Below are 15,558 nucleotides of genomic sequence, written 5' to 3'. Positions count from 1 at the left end.
CGTGGTCTTCGGCACGGTGGTGTTCGCGATGTTCGCCGGCTTCTACTTCTGGTGGCCGAAGTGGACAGGCAAGATGCTCAACGAGCGCCTCGGCAAGATCCACTTCTGGCTGCTGTTCCTGGGCTTCCACGGCACGTTCCTGATCCAGCACTGGCTGGGCGTCGAAGGCATGCCGCGCCGCTACGCCGACTACATGATCGAAGACAACTTCACCTGGATGAACCAGTTCTCCACGATCTCCTCGTTCGTCCTCGGTGCGTCGCTGATCCCGTTCTTCTGGAACGTCTACATCACCGCACGCAGCAGCGAAAAGGTCATGGTCGACGATCCCTGGGGCTTCGGCGCCTCGCTGGAATGGGCCACCTCCTGCCCGCCGCCGCGCCACAACTTCACGTCGCTGCCGCGCATCCGTTCGGAGCGCCCGGCGCTGGACCTGCACCACCCTGAGCTCTCACAGTCACACACCGTTGAGTCACCGGCACCGGCAGCAGCTGTGCTCGGTAACGCCGATCAGAAGGACACCGCGCAGTGAAGATCGAATCTTGGATTTTTGGAGCCGGAGTCTTCTTCTTCGTACCGGTCTCCCTGATTTACGGTTTCCTCACCAACTGGTCTGAGTGGGTGGGCATCCTGGGCATCCTGCTCGTCGGCGGCCTCGCCGGCATGATCGGAGCCTACCTCGGCTTCACCGGCAAGCGCGTCGGCATGCGTCCCGAGGACCGCAATGACGCCGAGATCCACGAAGGCGCCGGCGAACAGGGACACTTCAGCCCCTGGAGCTGGTGGCCCCTGATGCTTGGTCTGACCTGCGCCACAGGCTTCCTGGGTCTCGCCATCGGGTTCTGGATGACCTTCATTGCCGCAGGCATGGCGATCATCACACTCGTAGGCTGGGTCTACGAGTACAGCCGCGGCGACCACGCCCACTAGGCTTACCGGCTCTAAGACAGCAAACGACGGCGGGCCCCACCATTTGGTGGGGCCCGCCGTTGTTGGTTGAGACGAACTTAGGCAGTCGCCGGCGACTCCTGGGACGCCTGGGACTCCAACAGCTCGACCAGGCCGGTCAGTGCGGCTTCAGCTTCGGTGAGGCTGCGGCCTTCCGGCAGGGCGGATTCGGTAATTCCCAGTTCCACTTCGCAGCCGCAGTTGAAGTCGGCGGTCATCACCTCCAGCAGGGACCTGGCGTCAACGGCGTCAGTGCCGTCCTTCCTGATGGTTACCGGCATGCCGGTGTCCGTGACAGCGCGGACGAAAACCGCCGCAGGGCGGGCATGCAGGCCTATGGCTGCTGAAACGATTGCCTTGCGAACTGGCAATTGGACTCCTCTTACTCGGACGGAATGACGCCGTCGTCTACTTCGTTCGCCCTTAAGAATATCGCTGTGGAGCAGCCCGACTGGTGCCCCACAGGCTGGTCTAGACCTCACCCGGAATTGGCATACCCTTGAAGTGTGAAAATGACTGTCAGGACCAGCCGCCATGGCTGCTAGCGCTGCCGGAATCGTCGGTGAGATTGACCGGAAGTCCGGGACCCCCATCTACGTTCAGCTGAGGGAACTTCTCCGGACCTATATTGCCACGTCCTGTCCGCCGGGTTCCGGGCTGCCTTCGGAACGGGACCTGGCCGAGAGGTTCGGACTGGCCCGCATGACCGTCCGCCAGGCCATTGACGCCCTGGTGGGCGAAGAGGTCATTGAGCGTGTGGTCGGTTTGGGGACCTTCGTCCGCAAGCCCAAACTCGATCTCCAGGTCAAACTCACCTCGTACAGCGAGGAAATGCAGCGCCGCGGCATGGTGCCGGCAGCCAAGGTCCTCAGCTTCGAGCAGATCGCCGCCAGTGCCTTCCTCGCGCGCGAACTCCAGCTGGAGGAGGGAACGCCCCTGGTGCGGTTCCGGCGCCTGCTGCTGGCTGATAACGAGCCAATGAGCGTGGACGAGAACTTCATTCCGGCCCACCGCGTGCCGGGGCTGCTGGACGGCGAACCCCCAACCTCGCTGTACAACGTGCTGAGCGAACAGTTCGGCCTGGTGATGGAATGGGGGGAGGACATGATTGAAGCCACCGCCGCTTCGCCCTCCACCGCGCGGCTGCTGAACGTTGAAATCGGTGCACCGCTGCTGAAGATCCAGCGGCACGCGTTCGTTGCACGGGCCATGGTGGACTATTCCGTGTCCTTCTACCGTGCCGACCGCTACAAGCTCTGGGTACCATTGCAGCGGCCTGGGGTACGGCCCGCGCGCAATTACGCCTCCGGCTACCGGAACCAGTAGCAGGAGCCCGGCCGGCAACACAGAAAGGCCCGGTCCCAAGGGACCGGGCCTTTCCGCTGTGCTAGCCGCGTTGGATCTTCCTAGTGGCTGAGGGTCTTCTGGCCTGCGCCTGCCTCGACGGCCTCGTGGTGGCCGTGGCTTGCTTCGAGCTCGGCAGGAGTTGCCGGGGCAACCCTGTCCTCGAAGAACCAGCGGGAGAGCGCCGCGCGGCGCTTCTCCTTGCGGGTCACAACACCGTGTTCATTCGGTTCAGCCGGCAGGGGAACGGGAGACTCGAAGCCCACCAGCTTGTAGCGCTTGTATTCGTCCAGCGGAGCGTGTACCTCGATGAACTCACCGTGGGGGAGGCGCACGATGCGTCCGGTCTCGCGGCCATGGAGGGCGATCTCGCGGTCCTTGCGCTGCAGCGCCAGGGCCACGCGCTTGGTAACGACGAACGCGATGATCGGGCCGAGGAAGAACAGTGCCCGCAGCCAGTACGTGACATCGTTCAGCGAAACCATGAAGTGGGTTGCGATGAGGTCGGAGCTCGCCGCTGCCCACATGACGCAGTAGAACGTGAAGCCTGCCATGCCGATCGCGGTCCGGGTCGGGGCGTTGCGCGGACGGTCGAGGACGTGGTGCTCGCGGTTGTCCTTGGTGATCCAGCGTTCGATCCACGGGTACATGAACAGTACGGTGAACACGAGGCCGGCCGGAACCAGGGCCGGGAGGAGCACGTTGAGGGTCAGGACATAGCCGAAGACCACGAACTCGAAGTGGAAGTCACCCAGGACACCCGGCATCAGGCGCAGTGCACCGTCCACCCAGCCGATGTACCAGTCAGGCTGCGTGCCTGCCGAAACGGGGGACGGGTCATACGGACCGTAGTTCCAGATCGGGTTGATGGTGAAGAACGCCGCCATCAGGGCGATGACGCCGAACACGATGAAGAAGAATCCGCCTGCCTTGGCTGCGTAAACCGGACCCAGCGGGTAGCCGACGACGTTGCCGTCGTTGCGGCCGGGACCGGGGTACTGGGTGTGCTTGTGCACAACCACCATGAACAGGTGCAGCACGATCATCAGAAGGATCAGGGCCGGGACCAGCAGGATGTGGAGCACATACAGGCGGCCGATGATCATCGTGCCGGGGAACTCCCCGCCAAAAAGGAAGAAGGAGGTGTACGTGCCGATCACCGGGATGGACTTGATAACGCCGTCGATAATACGCAGGCCGTTGCCGGACAGCAGGTCATCGGGAAGCGAGTAGCCGGTGAAGCCGGCAGCCATGGCCAGGATCAGCAGGACGCCGCCCACGACCCAGTTCATTTCACGGGGCTTGCGGAATGCGCCGGTGAAGAAGACGCGCAGCATGTGCACGGCAACGGACGCCACGAACAGCAGGGCTGCCCAGTGGTGCACCTGGCGCATGAAGAGACCGCCGCGCACGTCGAAGGAGATGTCCAGCGACGAGCTGTACGCCACTGACATCTCGACGTTCTTCAGCGGGGTGTACGAGCCGTTGTAGTGCGTCTCCGCCATGGACGGATCGAAGAAGAACGTCAGGAACGTACCTGACAGCAGCAGGATGACGAACGAGTATAGTGCCACTTCGCCGAACATGAAGGACCAGTGGTCCGGGAACACCTTGCGGCCGAACTCCCGGAGGATCCCTGATCCGCCGACGCGCTCGTCGACAAAATCGGTAATGCGTCCGACTTTGGTGTTGGCTACATAAGCGGGGGCTTTAGCTGTTGATGCTGCGCTCATGCTCATCACGCTCCCAGTAACTTGGTCCTACAGGTTCTTTGAAGTCGCTGGTGGCGACCAGGTAGCCCTCGTCATCAACCGCGATGGGCAGCTGGGGGAGGGGGCGGCTGGCGGGGCCGAAGATAACCTTGCATTCCTTGGTCAGGTCGAAGGTTGACTGGTGGCACGGGCACAGCAGGTGGTGCGTCTGCTGCTCATACAGGGCAACAGGGCAGCCGACGTGGGTGCAGATCTTAGAGTAGGCAACGATGCCGTTGTAGCCCCAGTTTTCGCGGCCCGGAGACGGGTTGAGCGAAGCGGGGTCGAGACGCATGAGCAGGACGACGGCCTTGGCCTTCTCGTTCAGCTTGCCTTCGTGCAGCTCGTTGAGGCCTTCCGGGATGACGTGGAAGGCGGAGCCGATGGTCACGTCTGACGCCTTGATGGGGGTGCCATCGGGGTCGCGGGCGAGGCGCTTGAGCTTGCCGTCCGTAGGGGCCCACATGGTGTGTGCGAGCTTGTCGTCGGGGCGCGGACCAAGATCGCCGAACACTGCCAGCGCGGGGAGCGGCGCGAGAGCTACGGCACCGAGCAGGGTGTTCCGGATGAGGGGGCGGCGCTTGATGCCCGTTTCCTCGACGATGTCGTCGACGATCCGGACGGCTGCCTTGCGGTCGTCCTCATAGCGGATTGCGTGCCGTTCCTCGGAAACCTCGTGGTCCGGCATGAGGGCCTTGGCCCAATGCACGATGCCGGTACCGATGCCCAGCATCGCGAAGGCCGTGCCCAAGCCGAGCAGGGCGTTCTGCAGCCTGATGGTGGCGATCGTGGAGTCATCGCCCAGGTCGATGGCGAAGTACGCCACCAGGAAGATCACGGTGCCAACGACCGAAGTGCCGAAGAGTACGGCTACCTGCCGTTCTGCTCGCTTTGCGGCCTTCGGGTCCGTGTCAGCCAGGCGCAAACGGTGCGGGGGAATTCCAGGGTCCTGGAACTTCTCCACCTCATTCTGACCAGCCGTAGCTACGGTGCCCGAGTGGTTCGGACTGCCGTCACTATGGTTGCCCATGATTCGCCTCATCCTTCTCTCGTCTCGGCGGTGCCGAGTTAATGTTCAATTTCAAACCTGCTGAACGTTCAACAGGACGTTCTTTGTGGTGACCTGAGCGCACTAGGACGTGCGGGATGTCAGCCAGATGGTGAAGGCGATGATGACGCCGAGGCCGGCGATCCAGACGAACAGGCCTTCCGAAACCGGGCCGAGGGCTCCGAGGTCGGCGCCGCCGGGGGAGCCGGTGGATTCAATCTGCTTCAGGAACGTGACGATGTCGCGCTTGCCTTCGGGGGTGATGTTCGAGTCGCTGAAGACCGGCATGTTCTGCGGTCCGGTCACCATGGCCTCGTAAATGTGCTTGCCCGAAACGTCGGCCAGGGCCGGAGCGAACTTGCCGCGGGTCAGGGCGCCGCCGGCTGCAGCAGCGTTGTGGCACATGGCGCAGTTAGTGCGGAACAGTTCACCGCCCTTTGCGGCATCGCCCTGCTCATCGAGAACGCCAGCTTCCGGGATGGCGGGGCCGGGGCCCAAGGAGGCGACATAGGCGGACAGCTGGTGGGTCTGCTGCTCGTTGAACTGGGCCGGCTTCTTGTAAGCCTGGGGGCCGTTCATCTGCATGGGCATGCGTCCGGTGCCAACCTGGAAGTCAACAGCGGCGGCGCCGACGCCAACCAGGGAGGGACCGTCCTGCGTTCCGCCGGCACCCATGCCGTGGCAGGTGGCGCAGTTAGCTTCGAAGAGCTTCTGGCCTTCCTCGGTGTCGCTGGCGGTGAAGTCTGCAGTGCTGGCTTTGGCCTCGTTGACGGTGGTGGCAACGGCATACAGCCCACCAGTGAGGAGGAGGCCCATCAGCAGCAGGGCTATTGCTGCCAGTGGGTGACGTCGCTTCTGCGAGAGTGCCTTCACGTGGTGGTTCCTTTATTCGATCGTGCGTCGGCTCCGGGAGCCGCTTCTTGAATTTCAGTCTCTTGTGGGACAAGAGCGAAGTCTTGGTTACTGGAGGACATAGATGACCAGGAAGAGGCCAATCCAGACGACGTCCACGAAGTGCCAGTAGTACGAGGTGACAATCGCCGAGGTGGCCTCGAAGTGACCGAACTTCTTAGCGGCGAAGGAGCGGCCCATGATGAGGAGGAATGCGACCAGGCCGCCGATGACGTGCAGGCCGTGGAAACCGGTGGTCATGTAGAACGCCGAACCGTAGGCGTTGGACGAGAGCGTGACGTGCTCGGAGACGAGCATGGCGTACTCGGTTGACTGGCCGGCCACGAAGAACGCACCCATGATGAACGTCAGGGTGAACCACTCGTTCATGCCCCAGCGGGTGAACTGCAGCGGACCGCCGCTGCGTCGCGGCTGGAGCCGCTCGGCGGCGAAGACGCCCATCTGGCAAGTAAAGGAACTGGCCACGAGGACGATCGTGTTAACGAGCGCAAAGGGGAAGTTGAGCTTGGCCGTCTCTTCAGCCCACATCTGTCCGGAAGTGGACCGGAGGGTGAAGTACATGGCGAAGAGGCCGGCGAAGAACATCAACTCGCTGGACAGCCAAACTACGGTTCCGACGGAAACCATATTGGGGCGGTTCAGCGTGGGGTGCGCCGGGGTACTGGGGGCATGGGTCGCAGATGTCACATAGACATTATGTCTGTAAAACTCCGTCCTGCCCAACGCAAACCGCCTTTTGGGAGGACTTTTTCTACAAAGACGCGAAATCGCGCTGAAAAGTTCCCCGAGGGGTTCACATTGGTTTTTGGAACCCCCACCTCGATAGCATCGGGAGGTGACTTCACAGGTATCGGCACAGGCGGCAGGTAACACTTGGCCGCGGCTCATCTCCGCACTGATTGAAGGCAAGGACCTGACGGCGGAGAGCACGGCCTGGGCCATGGGCACCATCATGTCGGGTGAGGCCACGCCCGCTCAGATTGCGGGTTTCCTCGTGGCGCTGCGCGCCAAGGGCGAGACCGTCGATGAGATCGCAGGCCTTGTCGAGGCAATGGTTGCCCACGCCAACCCCATCTCCATCTCCGGCGAGAAGCTCGACATCGTGGGCACGGGCGGCGACCAGCTTAATACGGTCAACATCTCCACCATGGCCGCGCTCGTTTGCGCCGGCGCCGGCGCCAAAGTGGTCAAGCACGGCAACCGTGCCGCATCGTCGTCGTCCGGTTCGGCGGATGTGCTGGAGGCCCTGGGCGTCCGGCTGGATCTGCCGATTGCGGACGTTGCACGCAACGCGGAAGTGGCCGGAATCACGTTCTGCTTCGCCCAGGTGTTCCACCCCTCGTTCCGCCACACCGCGGTGCCGCGCCGGGAACTCGCCATACCCACGGCATTCAACTTCCTCGGCCCGCTCACCAACCCCGCGAGGGTGCAGGCATCGGCCGTGGGCGTGGCCAACGCCCGGATGGCGCCGCTGGTGGCCGGCGTACTGGCCAAGCGCGGCAGCCGAGGACTCGTCTTTCGCGGGAGCGACGGCCTGGACGAACTGACCACCACCGGTCCGTCGACCGTGTGGGAGATCCGCGACGGCGGGGTGACCGAACAGCAGTTTTCGCCGGCAGAGCTCGGTATCCGTCACGCGACGGTGGAGGAACTCCGTGGCGGAGACGCCCAGGCGAATGCCGCCGTCGTCCGCCAGGTACTGGCCGGCGCTGCCGGACCAGCGCGCGATGCTGTCCTTCTTAATGCCGCCGCCGGCCTGGTGGCGTACGACGTGGCTGCGGAAGGCCCGTTGACTGTGCGCATGGGGAAGGCACTGGCCCGCGCCGCCGAGTCCATCGATTCCGGGGCGGCGGCGGCGGTCCTGGACAAATGGGTCAGCCTCACGCACGAGTGAGGCTGCCTGCCCTGCTGGGCGCGCCCTGTCAGGCGCGCTCTGCTAGGCGCGCATGGACGGGATGGCTGCAGGCTGCCCGATGGGTATGACATGCGGACGCCCCTCGGTAGGTTCGTTCACCACCTGGGCCTCCAGGCCGAAGACTTCGCGGAGCACCTGGGGCGTCACCACTTCTGCCGGTGTTCCCTGCGCCACGATGCGGCCGTCCTTCATGGCCACAATGTGGTCCGAGTAGCGGGCTGCCAGCGAGATGTCGTGAAGCACCATGACCACCGTCCTGCCGTGGCTGCGGTTCAAACGCCGGACAAGTTCCAGGACGTCCACTTGGTGGGCGAGGTCCAGGTAGGTGGTGGGTTCGTCAAGGAGGACTATCCCGGTTTCCTGGGCGAGGGTCATGGAAATCCACGCCCGTTGCCGCTGGCCTCCGGAAAGGTCCTCTAGCGGGGTGTCGGCCAGTTCCGTGATGTCGTGGCCCGGAGCGCATCCTCAACGACTGTCTGGTCCTCGGGGGAAAACTGCTGGTACCACTTTTGCCGCGGGTGCCTGCCGCGGGAGACCACGTCCGCCACGGTCAGCCCCGAAGGTGCGCTGGGCGTTTGGATCCCCACCTGCCGTAGCCGGACTTTGCCCAGTTTTGGCGATTGCCTCCGGCCATTGTCTCTGGCCGCGGCGAGCCCTGAACGGGGCTTTCTTCCCTGCACACGCGCGGTTTTCAGGAGTAAGATGTGGGCGTCGGCAGGAATCCTGCGACTCCTTGCCGCGAGGCCGGTTCTCCATCTGAAGAGCCGGCAATCAGCGTGAAAGGGAGACCAATGACTACCGCTTCACACCCCGCCGAGCACCACCACATGATGGGGTTGACTCTTCATAACACCGCCATGGGTATTGGTGTGGTTTTCCTGCTGGTTGGAGTCCTCGGGTTCATCCCAGGAATCACCACCAATTACAGCGCCATGACGTTTGCCGGACATGAGTCCGGGGCCATGCTGCTTGGAGTCTTCCAGGTGTCCGTGCTGCACAACATCGTCCATTTGCTGTTCGGCGCGGCCGGTATCGCAATGGCCCGGACAGGCCAGATGGCCCGCTGGTTCCTGCTTGGCGGCGGCATCGTGTACCTCCTGCTGTGGATCTACGGCCTGGTCATTGACATGAACACCGGCGCCAACTTTGTCCCGTTTAACACTGCCGACAACTGGCTGCACTTTGTCCTCGGCGTAGCCATGATCGGTTTGGGCCTCTGGCTCGGCAGGGATGCGATGGACAAGATGAGGGGAAGCGCCCCATAGGGCGTCCCGCGGTTCGTGGAACACTGACGACGGCGGCCGTCCCCCGAGTGGGAAATCTGCTCTCGGGACGGTCGGCGTCGTGTTTTGTATTTCTGACCGCCCGCGGCGTCGGCGGCTCCTGATCCAGCCTGAGTACGGCCGGGTATTACCCGGTGATCCGGAGGTGTCGACGTGAATGCCTCATCCAACAGTGCCGCATCCAACAGTGCCGCCTCGAACAATGAACGGCCTGAAGGTCAACCAGTCTCCCTCTGGGTCGCCACCGCCGGAACCACGGACTACCCGGTCCTGAGCGGGGACACGGAGGCCGATGTGGCCGTCGTCGGGGCCGGCATCGCCGGGCTGACAGCCGCGCTGGCGCTCAAACGCGCGGGTCACACAGTTGCGGTCATCGAGGCCGCCCGCGTCGGAACAGGGGTCACCGGCCACACCACAGGCAAGGTCACCTCCCTGCACCGCCTCGCCTACAGGGAACTCGTACGCAGCCACGGCGCCGACACGGCCCGGATCTACGGACAGGCGAACGAGGCGGCGATCGAGCACGTCGCGCACGTTGTGGCCGAGGAGGGCATCGACTGTGACTTCCGGCGGGTCGCCAACTACACGTATGCCGAATCCGCTGCGGCGCTTGAACTCGTCCGCGCTGAAGCCGCCCTTGCCGAACAGCTCGGCCTTCCCGGCACTTTCACCTCCGATGTGCCGCTGCCTTTCCCGGTCATGGGCGCGGTGCGGTTCGACGGGCAGGCGCAAATCCATTCCATGAAGTACGTTCAGGGCCTCGCCCGTGCGGTTAACGGTGGGGGCAGCTTCGTGTTCGAGGGGACGCGTGCGCAGCGGGTCCGGGACGGTTCCCCCGGTGTGGTCCAGACTGAGCAGGGCACCGTCCGCGCCCGTGACATTATCGTCGCGACGAACGTGCCGTTCGGCGGCCAGGGCCTGTTCGACGTGCGGTGTCATCCGCACCGGTCATACCTCGTCGCCGGACTGGTGGACACGCCGCCGCTGGACGCCACGTTCATCAGCGCCGACGACCCGCTGCGCTCCATTCTGAGCGTCAGCGCCAGCGGCAAGAGTTATGTCCTGACTGGCGGCGAAGGCCATCGCGTGTCCGAGGCCGGCGACACGGCCGGGCGGTACCGCAGGCTCGCCGCCTTCGCCCATGACCGCCTCGGCGTCGGCGAGATCGCCTACCGCTGGTCAATGCAGGACGGCATCCCGCTCGACGGGCTGCCCTACGCCGGACTCATGTCTCCCACCGCCAAGCACGTGTACGTGATCACCGGCCTCCGCAAATGGGGCCTGTCCAACGGAACCGCCGCCGCCCTCATTCTCGCCGACACCCTCAGCGGCCGGGAGAACCGCTGGGCCGCGGTGTACAACAGCAACCGGATCACCCCGAAAGCCAGCGCGAGACGGTTCGTGAAGGAGAACATCAGGACAGTGGCAGCCGTCTTGGCCGGAAAACTCAGCGGCCGACCGAGCCATGCTGCCCTTGCACCGGGGCAGGGAACAGTCATCAAAGTCAGGGGCGAGAGCACCGCCGTCTACAAGGACGCTGACGGTAGTGTCCACGCCGTCTCCGCCATCTGTACGCATCTGGGCTGCACCGTCGGCTTCAATCCTTCCGACGCGACCTGGGACTGCCCGTGCCACGGTTCCCGGTTCGCCACGGACGGCACCGTCGTCCAAGGGCCCGCAGCCAAAAACCTCCCACCCGGACCGCAGCCCTGACCGCGGCCGTCCGATGGGACGAGGTTCAGCCCTCGTACTCCCTCGAAGCCCGGCTACTCCTCGAAGCCCAGCGCAAAGGCGGCGTCGAGGTCGTGCTGTGAATATGCGCGGAAGGCGATGTGGGTGGTGGTGTGGACCACTGCAGGGACCTTGGACAGCTTGTCCGCGATGACATCCGCAAGTTCGTCGTGCTGTGACACGCGGGCCACCGCAATGAGGTCCCATTCTCCGGTCACGGAGTAGACCTCGCTGATGCCCTGGATGGCGGAGATTTCCTCGGCAGTTTCGGGGATTCGTGAGGCGTCTGTCTTAATCAGGACGAAGGCGGTGATCACTGGTAACCCTTCCGGATCTGTTGTGCCCCGGCAGTGCCGGCGGGTGCATACTGTGCTGCCAGCCTAGTACATCAGCCCCGCTGTCGTGATCGCCGCAGACGCAGGAATCCGACGATGAGAAGCCGGTAGCCAAGGAGCAAAACCGCGAGGCTGATGAGCGCGACGATGACGAACGGCAGCACCACGGTCTGCCCGGTCAACGCCCTCAGCGCCATCCCCCCGCACAACGCGCCGAGCCAGACGGCAACACCGGCCGGCCACAGCGCGAGCGGCCCGCGCCACAGGCGCAGCAGGAGCCAGGCAACTGCCGCGCCGGTGAGGAAGGGCCAGGCGGTGAGCAGGACTCCGGTAATGACGTCGCCCCGGGCATGGGCGTCGCGGCCTATGGCTGCAAACGCCATGATGAGCAGGGCATCAGCGGCTGCCGCAGAGGCGGCCACGGCGGGGAAGGACCGCTCTGTACTGGTGGTGCTTTGTGTCGAACGCATGCTTTTGAGCCTAGCTGTTTCCCGCGACGGTGTTGCCCCCGGCCTGTTGTCACCGCTCACGCGGAGGGCTACGCTCTAGCCGGCAGGGGCCTGCGGCCAGCGGCTGGCCCGGCGTCGGAAGATTGCAGGGAAAGGGTAACTACCATGCAGAAGATCACTGCCTGTCTTTGGTTCGACAACCAGGCGGAAGAAGCGGCCGAGTACTACGTGTCAGTCTTTGACAATGCAAAGATCAACAACATTTCGCGTTTCGGCGAAGGCGGCCCCGGATCCGAGGGGCAGGTCATGGTTGTGGACTTCAGCATTGAAGGCCAGCAGTTCCAGGCGCTGAACGGGGGACCGGCGTTCTCGTTCACGGAGGCCGTCTCGTTCTCGATCGACTGCGCGTCGCAGGAAGAAGTGGACCGATACTGGAAGGCGCTGACCGACGGCGGGACCGAGAGCCAGTGCGGGTGGCTCAAAGACCGATACGGGGTCTCCTGGCAGGTGGCCCCGTCAGCGCTCGGCGGGCTGATTGGCGGACCGGACCCCGCCGGATCCCAGCGCGCCATGCAGGCGATGCTCGGGATGAATAAACTGGACATCGCCGAGATCCAAAAGGCGTACGACGGCGGCTGACCCGCCGGTTCCTCCGGCGACACGGCGCCGGTGCGGCGCGCGCCCGGGACCCGCTCAGGAGCGGCCGGCAGTAGCCGTGGTGTTCCGAACCACCAGGCGGGGCTGGAGCATTTCATGGCGCTGCGGCAACGCGGGTTCCGCCATGCGTTCCACCAGCAGTTGAGCAGCCCGGACGCCCACGTCGCGGCTCACGGGGTCGACGCTGCTCAATGACAGGTGCCGGATGGACGCCAGGTGGGTGTTGTCGTAGCCGATCAGCGAGAGGTCACCGGGAACTCTGACGGTCCGCTCATCGGCGGCCGAGAGAGCGCCAATGGCAAGGATGTCGTTGGCGGCGAAGACCGCCGTCGGTGGCCGACCGCCGTCGAGAAGCCGGGCCATCGCGTCGAAACCGGACTGCTCGGTCAGGTCCGTTTGCACCACCCGGACGTATTCCTGTAATCCTTGGCGTGCCATGGTGTCCGAATATGAAGCGGCCCGCAGGGCGGCCGAACCGGTGGGGGCAGTGAGGTAGGCGATGTCACGGTGCCCCAGTCCAATCAGGTATTCGACCGCTTCGCGGGCGCCGGCCACGTCGTCGTTGGCCACGAGGTCGGCCGCGGGGAGTTCTAAGACACGGGCGCCGACCACGACTGTCGGCGTTTTGGTGGTTGCGCGAGCAAGGTCGGCGTCGGGACCGACATCTCCCGCGATGACCAGCCCGTCGACGCGCATTTCCATGAAGGGGGATACCGGGCTTTCCCCGGGCCGGGCCAGGTAGCGGTGGTCGCCGAGGACCATCCGCAGGTTCCTCGCACCGAAGACGGACTGCAGACCGTCGAGCAGGTCCACGAACCAGGGATTGGCCAAATCATCCAGCAGTACTCCGATGATTCGGGTCCGTCCGCTGGCCAGTGAGCGCGCGGCGATACTCGGCCTGTAATCGAGTGCGGCCATGGCTTCGGCCACGGCCTGCCTTTTAGGTTCACTGACCTTGGGCGAACCCTGCAGCACGAGTGAGACCAGCGCACGCGAAACGCCCGCTTCCCGTGCCACGTCCACAATGGTGGGGCGCCTGGCCGCTCCCTGATCCTTCACTTCACTCCCCGGCACTAGCCACTTCCTGCGGGGCAAGCGTACCGCGGGTGGAGCGGCGTCCCAGGCAGGACGCCGCTCCACCGGAAAGCTGCAGAGGTGCTACAGGCCGCCCTCTTTCACAATGCCGTCGCCTTCTCGCCGGATGCGGCAGGTGGCGCAATAACGGGCAGACTGCCGGTGCGGAAGCCGAGCTCCAGTTCTTCCAGCGAATGGCCTTTGGTTTCAGGCACGACCTTCGCCACGAAGACGAGCGACACGATGTTGACCAGCACGAAGACCGTGAAGGTGCCCGTTGAGCCCAAGGACACCACCAGTATCGGGAACAGGAAGGAGATGGCGGCGTTGACGGTCCAGAGGGCGAAGACCGCAATGCCCATGGCGAAGCCGCGGATGGCCAGCGGGAAAATTTCTGACAGCAGCAGCCACACACAGGTGCCGATGAAGCACTGCACGAAGGCGACGAACAGCATCATGGCGGCCAGGATGGTGTAGCTGACGACGTCTGACTGCGGCAGCAGGAAGACGACGGCGAGCAGGGCCTGGGAGGCGACCACGCCGGAGAACCCGATGATCAGCATGCGCCGGCGGCCGATGAACCCAAGCAGCCAGATCCCCAGGACGGTCATCAGCACCGATGTCAGGCCGACCGCGACGGTGGCTACCAATGACGCGCTGACTCCCAGTCCGCTGCGCTCAAGGATCGAGGGCGCGTAGTAGTTCACGGTGTTGATGCCGGTGGCCTGTTGGACCACTGCGAGGCCGATGCCGATCCACAGCAGCTTGCGCATCCACGGATTTTCCTTCAGGTCGCGCCACGCGTGGGATCGCTCGCTTCGTGCGGTAGTGGTCGATTCAACGATTTCCCGGTATTCGAAATCGGCTTCCTCGGGGCTGCGGCTCATGTCAAGGATGCGGCGGCTTTCAGCGAATCGGTCGCGGATCGCGAACCAGCGGGGCGATTCGGGCAGGATCAGCATGCCGATCAGGAGCGCGATGGCGGGAATGGACGCCACACCCAGCATGAGGCGCCAGACCTGAGGGTCATGAATAAGGGCGTCCAGGAGGGCATTTATTGCGAAGGCGAGCATCTGGCCGGTAACGATCATCAGCTCGTTGATGGTGACCATGCGGCCCCGCAGGTGAGCGGGAGCCATCTCTGCCAGGTAAAGGGGGCACGTCACGGCTGCCGCGCCGACACCCAGGCCGAGGATGACGCGGGCCACGATCATGAAGCCGACAGTGGGGGCGATTGCGCAACCCAGGGCGCCGACGAGGAAGAGCACGGCGCAAACGAGGAGGCTGCCCCGGCGTCCAAGTTTGTCGGCCAGCCGTCCTCCGCTGAGTGCTCCAACAGCGGCCCCCGGGAACAGGAGCGCGCTGACGACGGTGGCTTCCTCGACCGGGGTCATGCTTAGCGAGTCCTGCATGTAGAGCAGCGCTCCGGAAATTACCCCGGTGTCGTAGCCGAAGAGGAGTCCGCCAAGGGTCGAAATGACAGTGAGGCGGGCTAGGTATCCGCGATGCTTGGAGCCCGGGGCGGGTGGGCGTGCTGCGTGCAACGACATTGTTGACTCCTTGGATCTGTCGGCCGGAACACGGCCTTGAATGGGGATGCCTGCAAGTGTGCAAGGTCACGTGCTAACCAGATTAGAGCGCTCTAACTGCTGCGTCAATAGTTTGTACTGACATACGGTCAAATAATGTGTCAAGGCCCCTAAACCGGGTGGAAGGCCGCGTTCCTCCAAGGTATCTCCAAGGTTTTCAGGACTTGCCGGGAGCACGATGAGTGATGTTCCACCATGAGGCCTTCGCTGATCCTGGGCGGGGGGACTTCATCGTCCGGATGACTTTCATCGCCCTAGAGAAACTACGAGAAGATGAAAACACTGCTCCGTTGGTTCAGCCGTTTGCTTGTTCTGTCTGTCGTCGCCGCGGGGGGTTTGGTGGGTGTCTCCGGCCCGGCCCATGCGGCGACGGTCGGCACTCCCAGCATCACGTATTCGGGTGTGAGTAACCCGCCGACGGCGGATAAACCGCAGAGCAAGCTGTGGTGGAATGACGGGTCGTGGTGGGCGAACATGTGGACCACCGGCAGCGGGTGGAGCATTTACCGGCTGAACCGGAGT

18 protein-coding genes and 2 pseudogenes are annotated in these 15,558 nt (G+C 64.1%); 8 read left to right on the top strand and 12 right to left on the bottom strand.

Going from position 1 to position 15,558, the window contains the following annotated elements; translation table 11 throughout:
* Both JYA52_RS00985 and JYA52_RS00980 read left to right on the top strand, forming a co-directional pair.
* Positions 1 to 532 (top strand): cbb3-type cytochrome c oxidase subunit I (locus JYA52_RS00985; protein WP_205651291.1); only part of this gene is annotated, 532 nt, incomplete at its 5' end.
* The gene (locus tag JYA52_RS00980) at positions 529 to 930 is read left to right on the top strand and encodes a cytochrome c oxidase subunit 4 (protein WP_205651290.1); all 402 of its coding nucleotides are present in this window, start codon (positions 529 to 531) and stop codon (positions 928 to 930) included. The genes JYA52_RS00985 and JYA52_RS00980, both read left to right, overlap by 4 nt.
* A gap of 77 nt (positions 931 to 1,007) precedes the next feature.
* On the opposite strand, the gene JYA52_RS00975 is transcribed toward JYA52_RS00980, so the two are convergent.
* On the bottom strand, positions 1,008 to 1,319 hold the full coding sequence (locus JYA52_RS00975) for an HPr family phosphocarrier protein (RefSeq protein ID WP_205651289.1): 312 nt from the start codon (positions 1,317 to 1,319) through the stop codon (positions 1,008 to 1,010).
* A gap of 163 nt (positions 1,320 to 1,482) precedes the next feature.
* Between JYA52_RS00975 and JYA52_RS00970 the strand changes: the two genes are divergently transcribed.
* Positions 1,483 to 2,274 carry a GntR family transcriptional regulator gene (locus tag JYA52_RS00970; RefSeq protein WP_205651288.1) on the top strand — a complete coding sequence of 264 codons (792 nt, stop codon included), beginning with the start codon at positions 1,483 to 1,485 and terminating at the stop codon, positions 2,272 to 2,274.
* 80 nt (positions 2,275 to 2,354) lie between these two features.
* Here the strand turns inward: JYA52_RS00970 and qcrB are convergent, their stop codons facing one another.
* From qcrB to ctaE, 4 genes are all read right to left on the bottom strand, one after another.
* Positions 2,355 to 4,025 carry a cytochrome bc1 complex cytochrome b subunit gene (gene qcrB, locus JYA52_RS00965; protein WP_205651287.1) on the bottom strand — a complete coding sequence of 557 codons (1,671 nt, stop codon included), beginning with the start codon at positions 4,023 to 4,025 and terminating at the stop codon, positions 2,355 to 2,357.
* Entirely contained in the window at positions 4,003 to 5,073 is a 1,071-nt protein-coding gene (gene qcrA, locus JYA52_RS00960) for a cytochrome bc1 complex Rieske iron-sulfur subunit (RefSeq protein WP_205651286.1), read from the bottom strand. Before qcrA ends, qcrB begins: the two co-directional genes overlap by 23 nt.
* Before the next feature lie 102 nt (positions 5,074 to 5,175).
* The gene (gene qcrC, locus JYA52_RS00955; protein WP_205651285.1) at positions 5,176 to 5,964 is read right to left on the bottom strand and encodes a cytochrome bc1 complex diheme cytochrome c subunit; all 789 of its coding nucleotides are present in this window, start codon (positions 5,962 to 5,964) and stop codon (positions 5,176 to 5,178) included.
* A gap of 87 nt (positions 5,965 to 6,051) precedes the next feature.
* Positions 6,052 to 6,690 carry an aa3-type cytochrome oxidase subunit III gene (gene ctaE, locus JYA52_RS00950; RefSeq protein WP_205651284.1) on the bottom strand — a complete coding sequence of 213 codons (639 nt, stop codon included), beginning with the start codon at positions 6,688 to 6,690 and terminating at the stop codon, positions 6,052 to 6,054.
* 148 nt (positions 6,691 to 6,838) lie between these two features.
* On the opposite strand from ctaE, the gene trpD reads away from it, so the two are divergent.
* Positions 6,839 to 7,897 (top strand): anthranilate phosphoribosyltransferase, encoded by a 1,059-nt coding sequence (trpD, locus tag JYA52_RS00945; RefSeq protein WP_205651283.1) that lies wholly within the window; start codon positions 6,839 to 6,841, stop codon positions 7,895 to 7,897.
* 42 nt (positions 7,898 to 7,939) lie between these two features.
* Here the strand turns inward: trpD and JYA52_RS22270 are convergent, their stop codons facing one another.
* The 3 genes and pseudogenes from JYA52_RS22270 to JYA52_RS22260 form a co-directional block, all read right to left on the bottom strand.
* Positions 7,940 to 8,293: an ABC transporter ATP-binding protein gene (locus JYA52_RS22270; RefSeq protein WP_240459823.1), complete on the bottom strand. Its 354-nt coding sequence runs from the start codon at positions 8,291 to 8,293 to the stop codon at positions 7,940 to 7,942.
* Positions 8,294 to 8,299: 6 nt separating this feature from the next.
* Positions 8,300 to 8,353 (bottom strand): annotated as a pseudogene (locus tag JYA52_RS22265) (hypothetical protein); the annotation flags it as partial.
* Positions 8,335 to 8,505, bottom strand: a complete 171-nt coding sequence (locus JYA52_RS22260; protein ID WP_240459822.1) for a hypothetical protein — start codon at positions 8,503 to 8,505, stop codon at positions 8,335 to 8,337. The gene JYA52_RS22260 and the pseudogene JYA52_RS22265, both read right to left, overlap by 19 nt.
* Positions 8,506 to 8,709: 204 nt before the next feature.
* Here JYA52_RS22260 and JYA52_RS00935 point away from each other — a divergent pair, with 204 nt between their 5' ends.
* Both JYA52_RS00935 and JYA52_RS22255 read left to right on the top strand, forming a co-directional pair.
* A complete protein-coding gene (locus tag JYA52_RS00935; RefSeq protein WP_205651282.1) occupies positions 8,710 to 9,183 on the top strand; it encodes a DUF4383 domain-containing protein in 474 nt (157 codons plus the stop codon).
* A gap of 171 nt (positions 9,184 to 9,354) precedes the next feature.
* Positions 9,355 to 10,914 carry an FAD-dependent oxidoreductase gene (locus JYA52_RS22255; protein WP_205651281.1) on the top strand — a complete coding sequence of 520 codons (1,560 nt, stop codon included), beginning with the start codon at positions 9,355 to 9,357 and terminating at the stop codon, positions 10,912 to 10,914.
* 53 nt (positions 10,915 to 10,967) lie between these two features.
* On the opposite strand, the gene JYA52_RS00925 is transcribed toward JYA52_RS22255, so the two are convergent.
* On the bottom strand, positions 10,968 to 11,249 hold the full coding sequence (locus JYA52_RS00925; RefSeq protein WP_205651280.1) for an Lrp/AsnC family transcriptional regulator: 282 nt from the start codon (positions 11,247 to 11,249) through the stop codon (positions 10,968 to 10,970).
* A 71-nt stretch (positions 11,250 to 11,320) separates the two neighbouring features.
* A complete protein-coding gene (locus JYA52_RS00920) occupies positions 11,321 to 11,737 on the bottom strand; it encodes a DUF3054 domain-containing protein (protein ID WP_205651279.1) in 417 nt (138 codons plus the stop codon).
* 144 nt (positions 11,738 to 11,881) lie between these two features.
* Here JYA52_RS00920 and JYA52_RS00915 point away from each other — a divergent pair, with 144 nt between their 5' ends.
* Positions 11,882 to 12,355, top strand: a complete 474-nt coding sequence (locus JYA52_RS00915) for a VOC family protein (RefSeq protein ID WP_205651278.1) — start codon at positions 11,882 to 11,884, stop codon at positions 12,353 to 12,355.
* Between the two features lie 54 nt (positions 12,356 to 12,409).
* Here JYA52_RS00915 and JYA52_RS00910 read toward each other — a convergent pair whose 3' ends face one another.
* Positions 12,410 to 13,432: a LacI family DNA-binding transcriptional regulator gene (locus JYA52_RS00910; RefSeq protein WP_205651277.1), complete on the bottom strand. Its 1,023-nt coding sequence runs from the start codon at positions 13,430 to 13,432 to the stop codon at positions 12,410 to 12,412.
* A 116-nt stretch (positions 13,433 to 13,548) separates the two neighbouring features.
* Positions 13,549 to 14,997, bottom strand: coding sequence for a sugar porter family MFS transporter (locus JYA52_RS00905; RefSeq protein WP_205651276.1), 1,449 nt, complete (start codon positions 14,995 to 14,997; stop codon positions 13,549 to 13,551).
* A 312-nt stretch (positions 14,998 to 15,309) separates the two neighbouring features.
* On the opposite strand from JYA52_RS00905, the pseudogene JYA52_RS00900 reads away from it, so the two are divergent.
* Positions 15,310 to 15,558: pseudogene (locus tag JYA52_RS00900) on the top strand (hypothetical protein); the annotation flags it as partial.

This window comes from Arthrobacter pascens, from assembly GCF_017052465.1.
In the GTDB taxonomy this organism is placed as follows: domain Bacteria; phylum Actinomycetota; class Actinomycetes; order Actinomycetales; family Micrococcaceae; genus Arthrobacter; species Arthrobacter pascens.
The sequence above is the reverse complement of the archived record's forward strand: the minus strand, read 5'-3'. Positions and strand labels throughout refer to the sequence as shown.

Bases quoted from the DNA above. Each gene is read 5' to 3' on its own strand.
- JYA52_RS00970 (WP_205651288.1), top strand. From the start codon at position 1,483: ATGGCTGCTAGCGCTGCCGGAATCGTCGGTGAGATTGACCGGAAGTCC.
- qcrB (WP_205651287.1), bottom strand. From the start codon at position 4,025: ATGAGCGCAGCATCAACAGCTAAAGCCCCCGCTTATGTAGCCAACACC.
- qcrA (WP_205651286.1), bottom strand. From the start codon at position 5,073: ATGGGCAACCATAGTGACGGCAGTCCGAACCACTCGGGCACCGTAGCT.
- JYA52_RS22270 (WP_240459823.1), bottom strand. From the start codon at position 8,293: ATGACCCTCGCCCAGGAAACCGGGATAGTCCTCCTTGACGAACCCACC.
- JYA52_RS00935 (WP_205651282.1), top strand. From the start codon at position 8,710: ATGACTACCGCTTCACACCCCGCCGAGCACCACCACATGATGGGGTTG.
- JYA52_RS00920 (WP_205651279.1), bottom strand. From the start codon at position 11,737: ATGCGTTCGACACAAAGCACCACCAGTACAGAGCGGTCCTTCCCCGCC.
- JYA52_RS00915 (WP_205651278.1), top strand. From the start codon at position 11,882: ATGCAGAAGATCACTGCCTGTCTTTGGTTCGACAACCAGGCGGAAGAA.
- JYA52_RS00905 (WP_205651276.1), bottom strand. From the start codon at position 14,997: ATGTCGTTGCACGCAGCACGCCCACCCGCCCCGGGCTCCAAGCATCGC.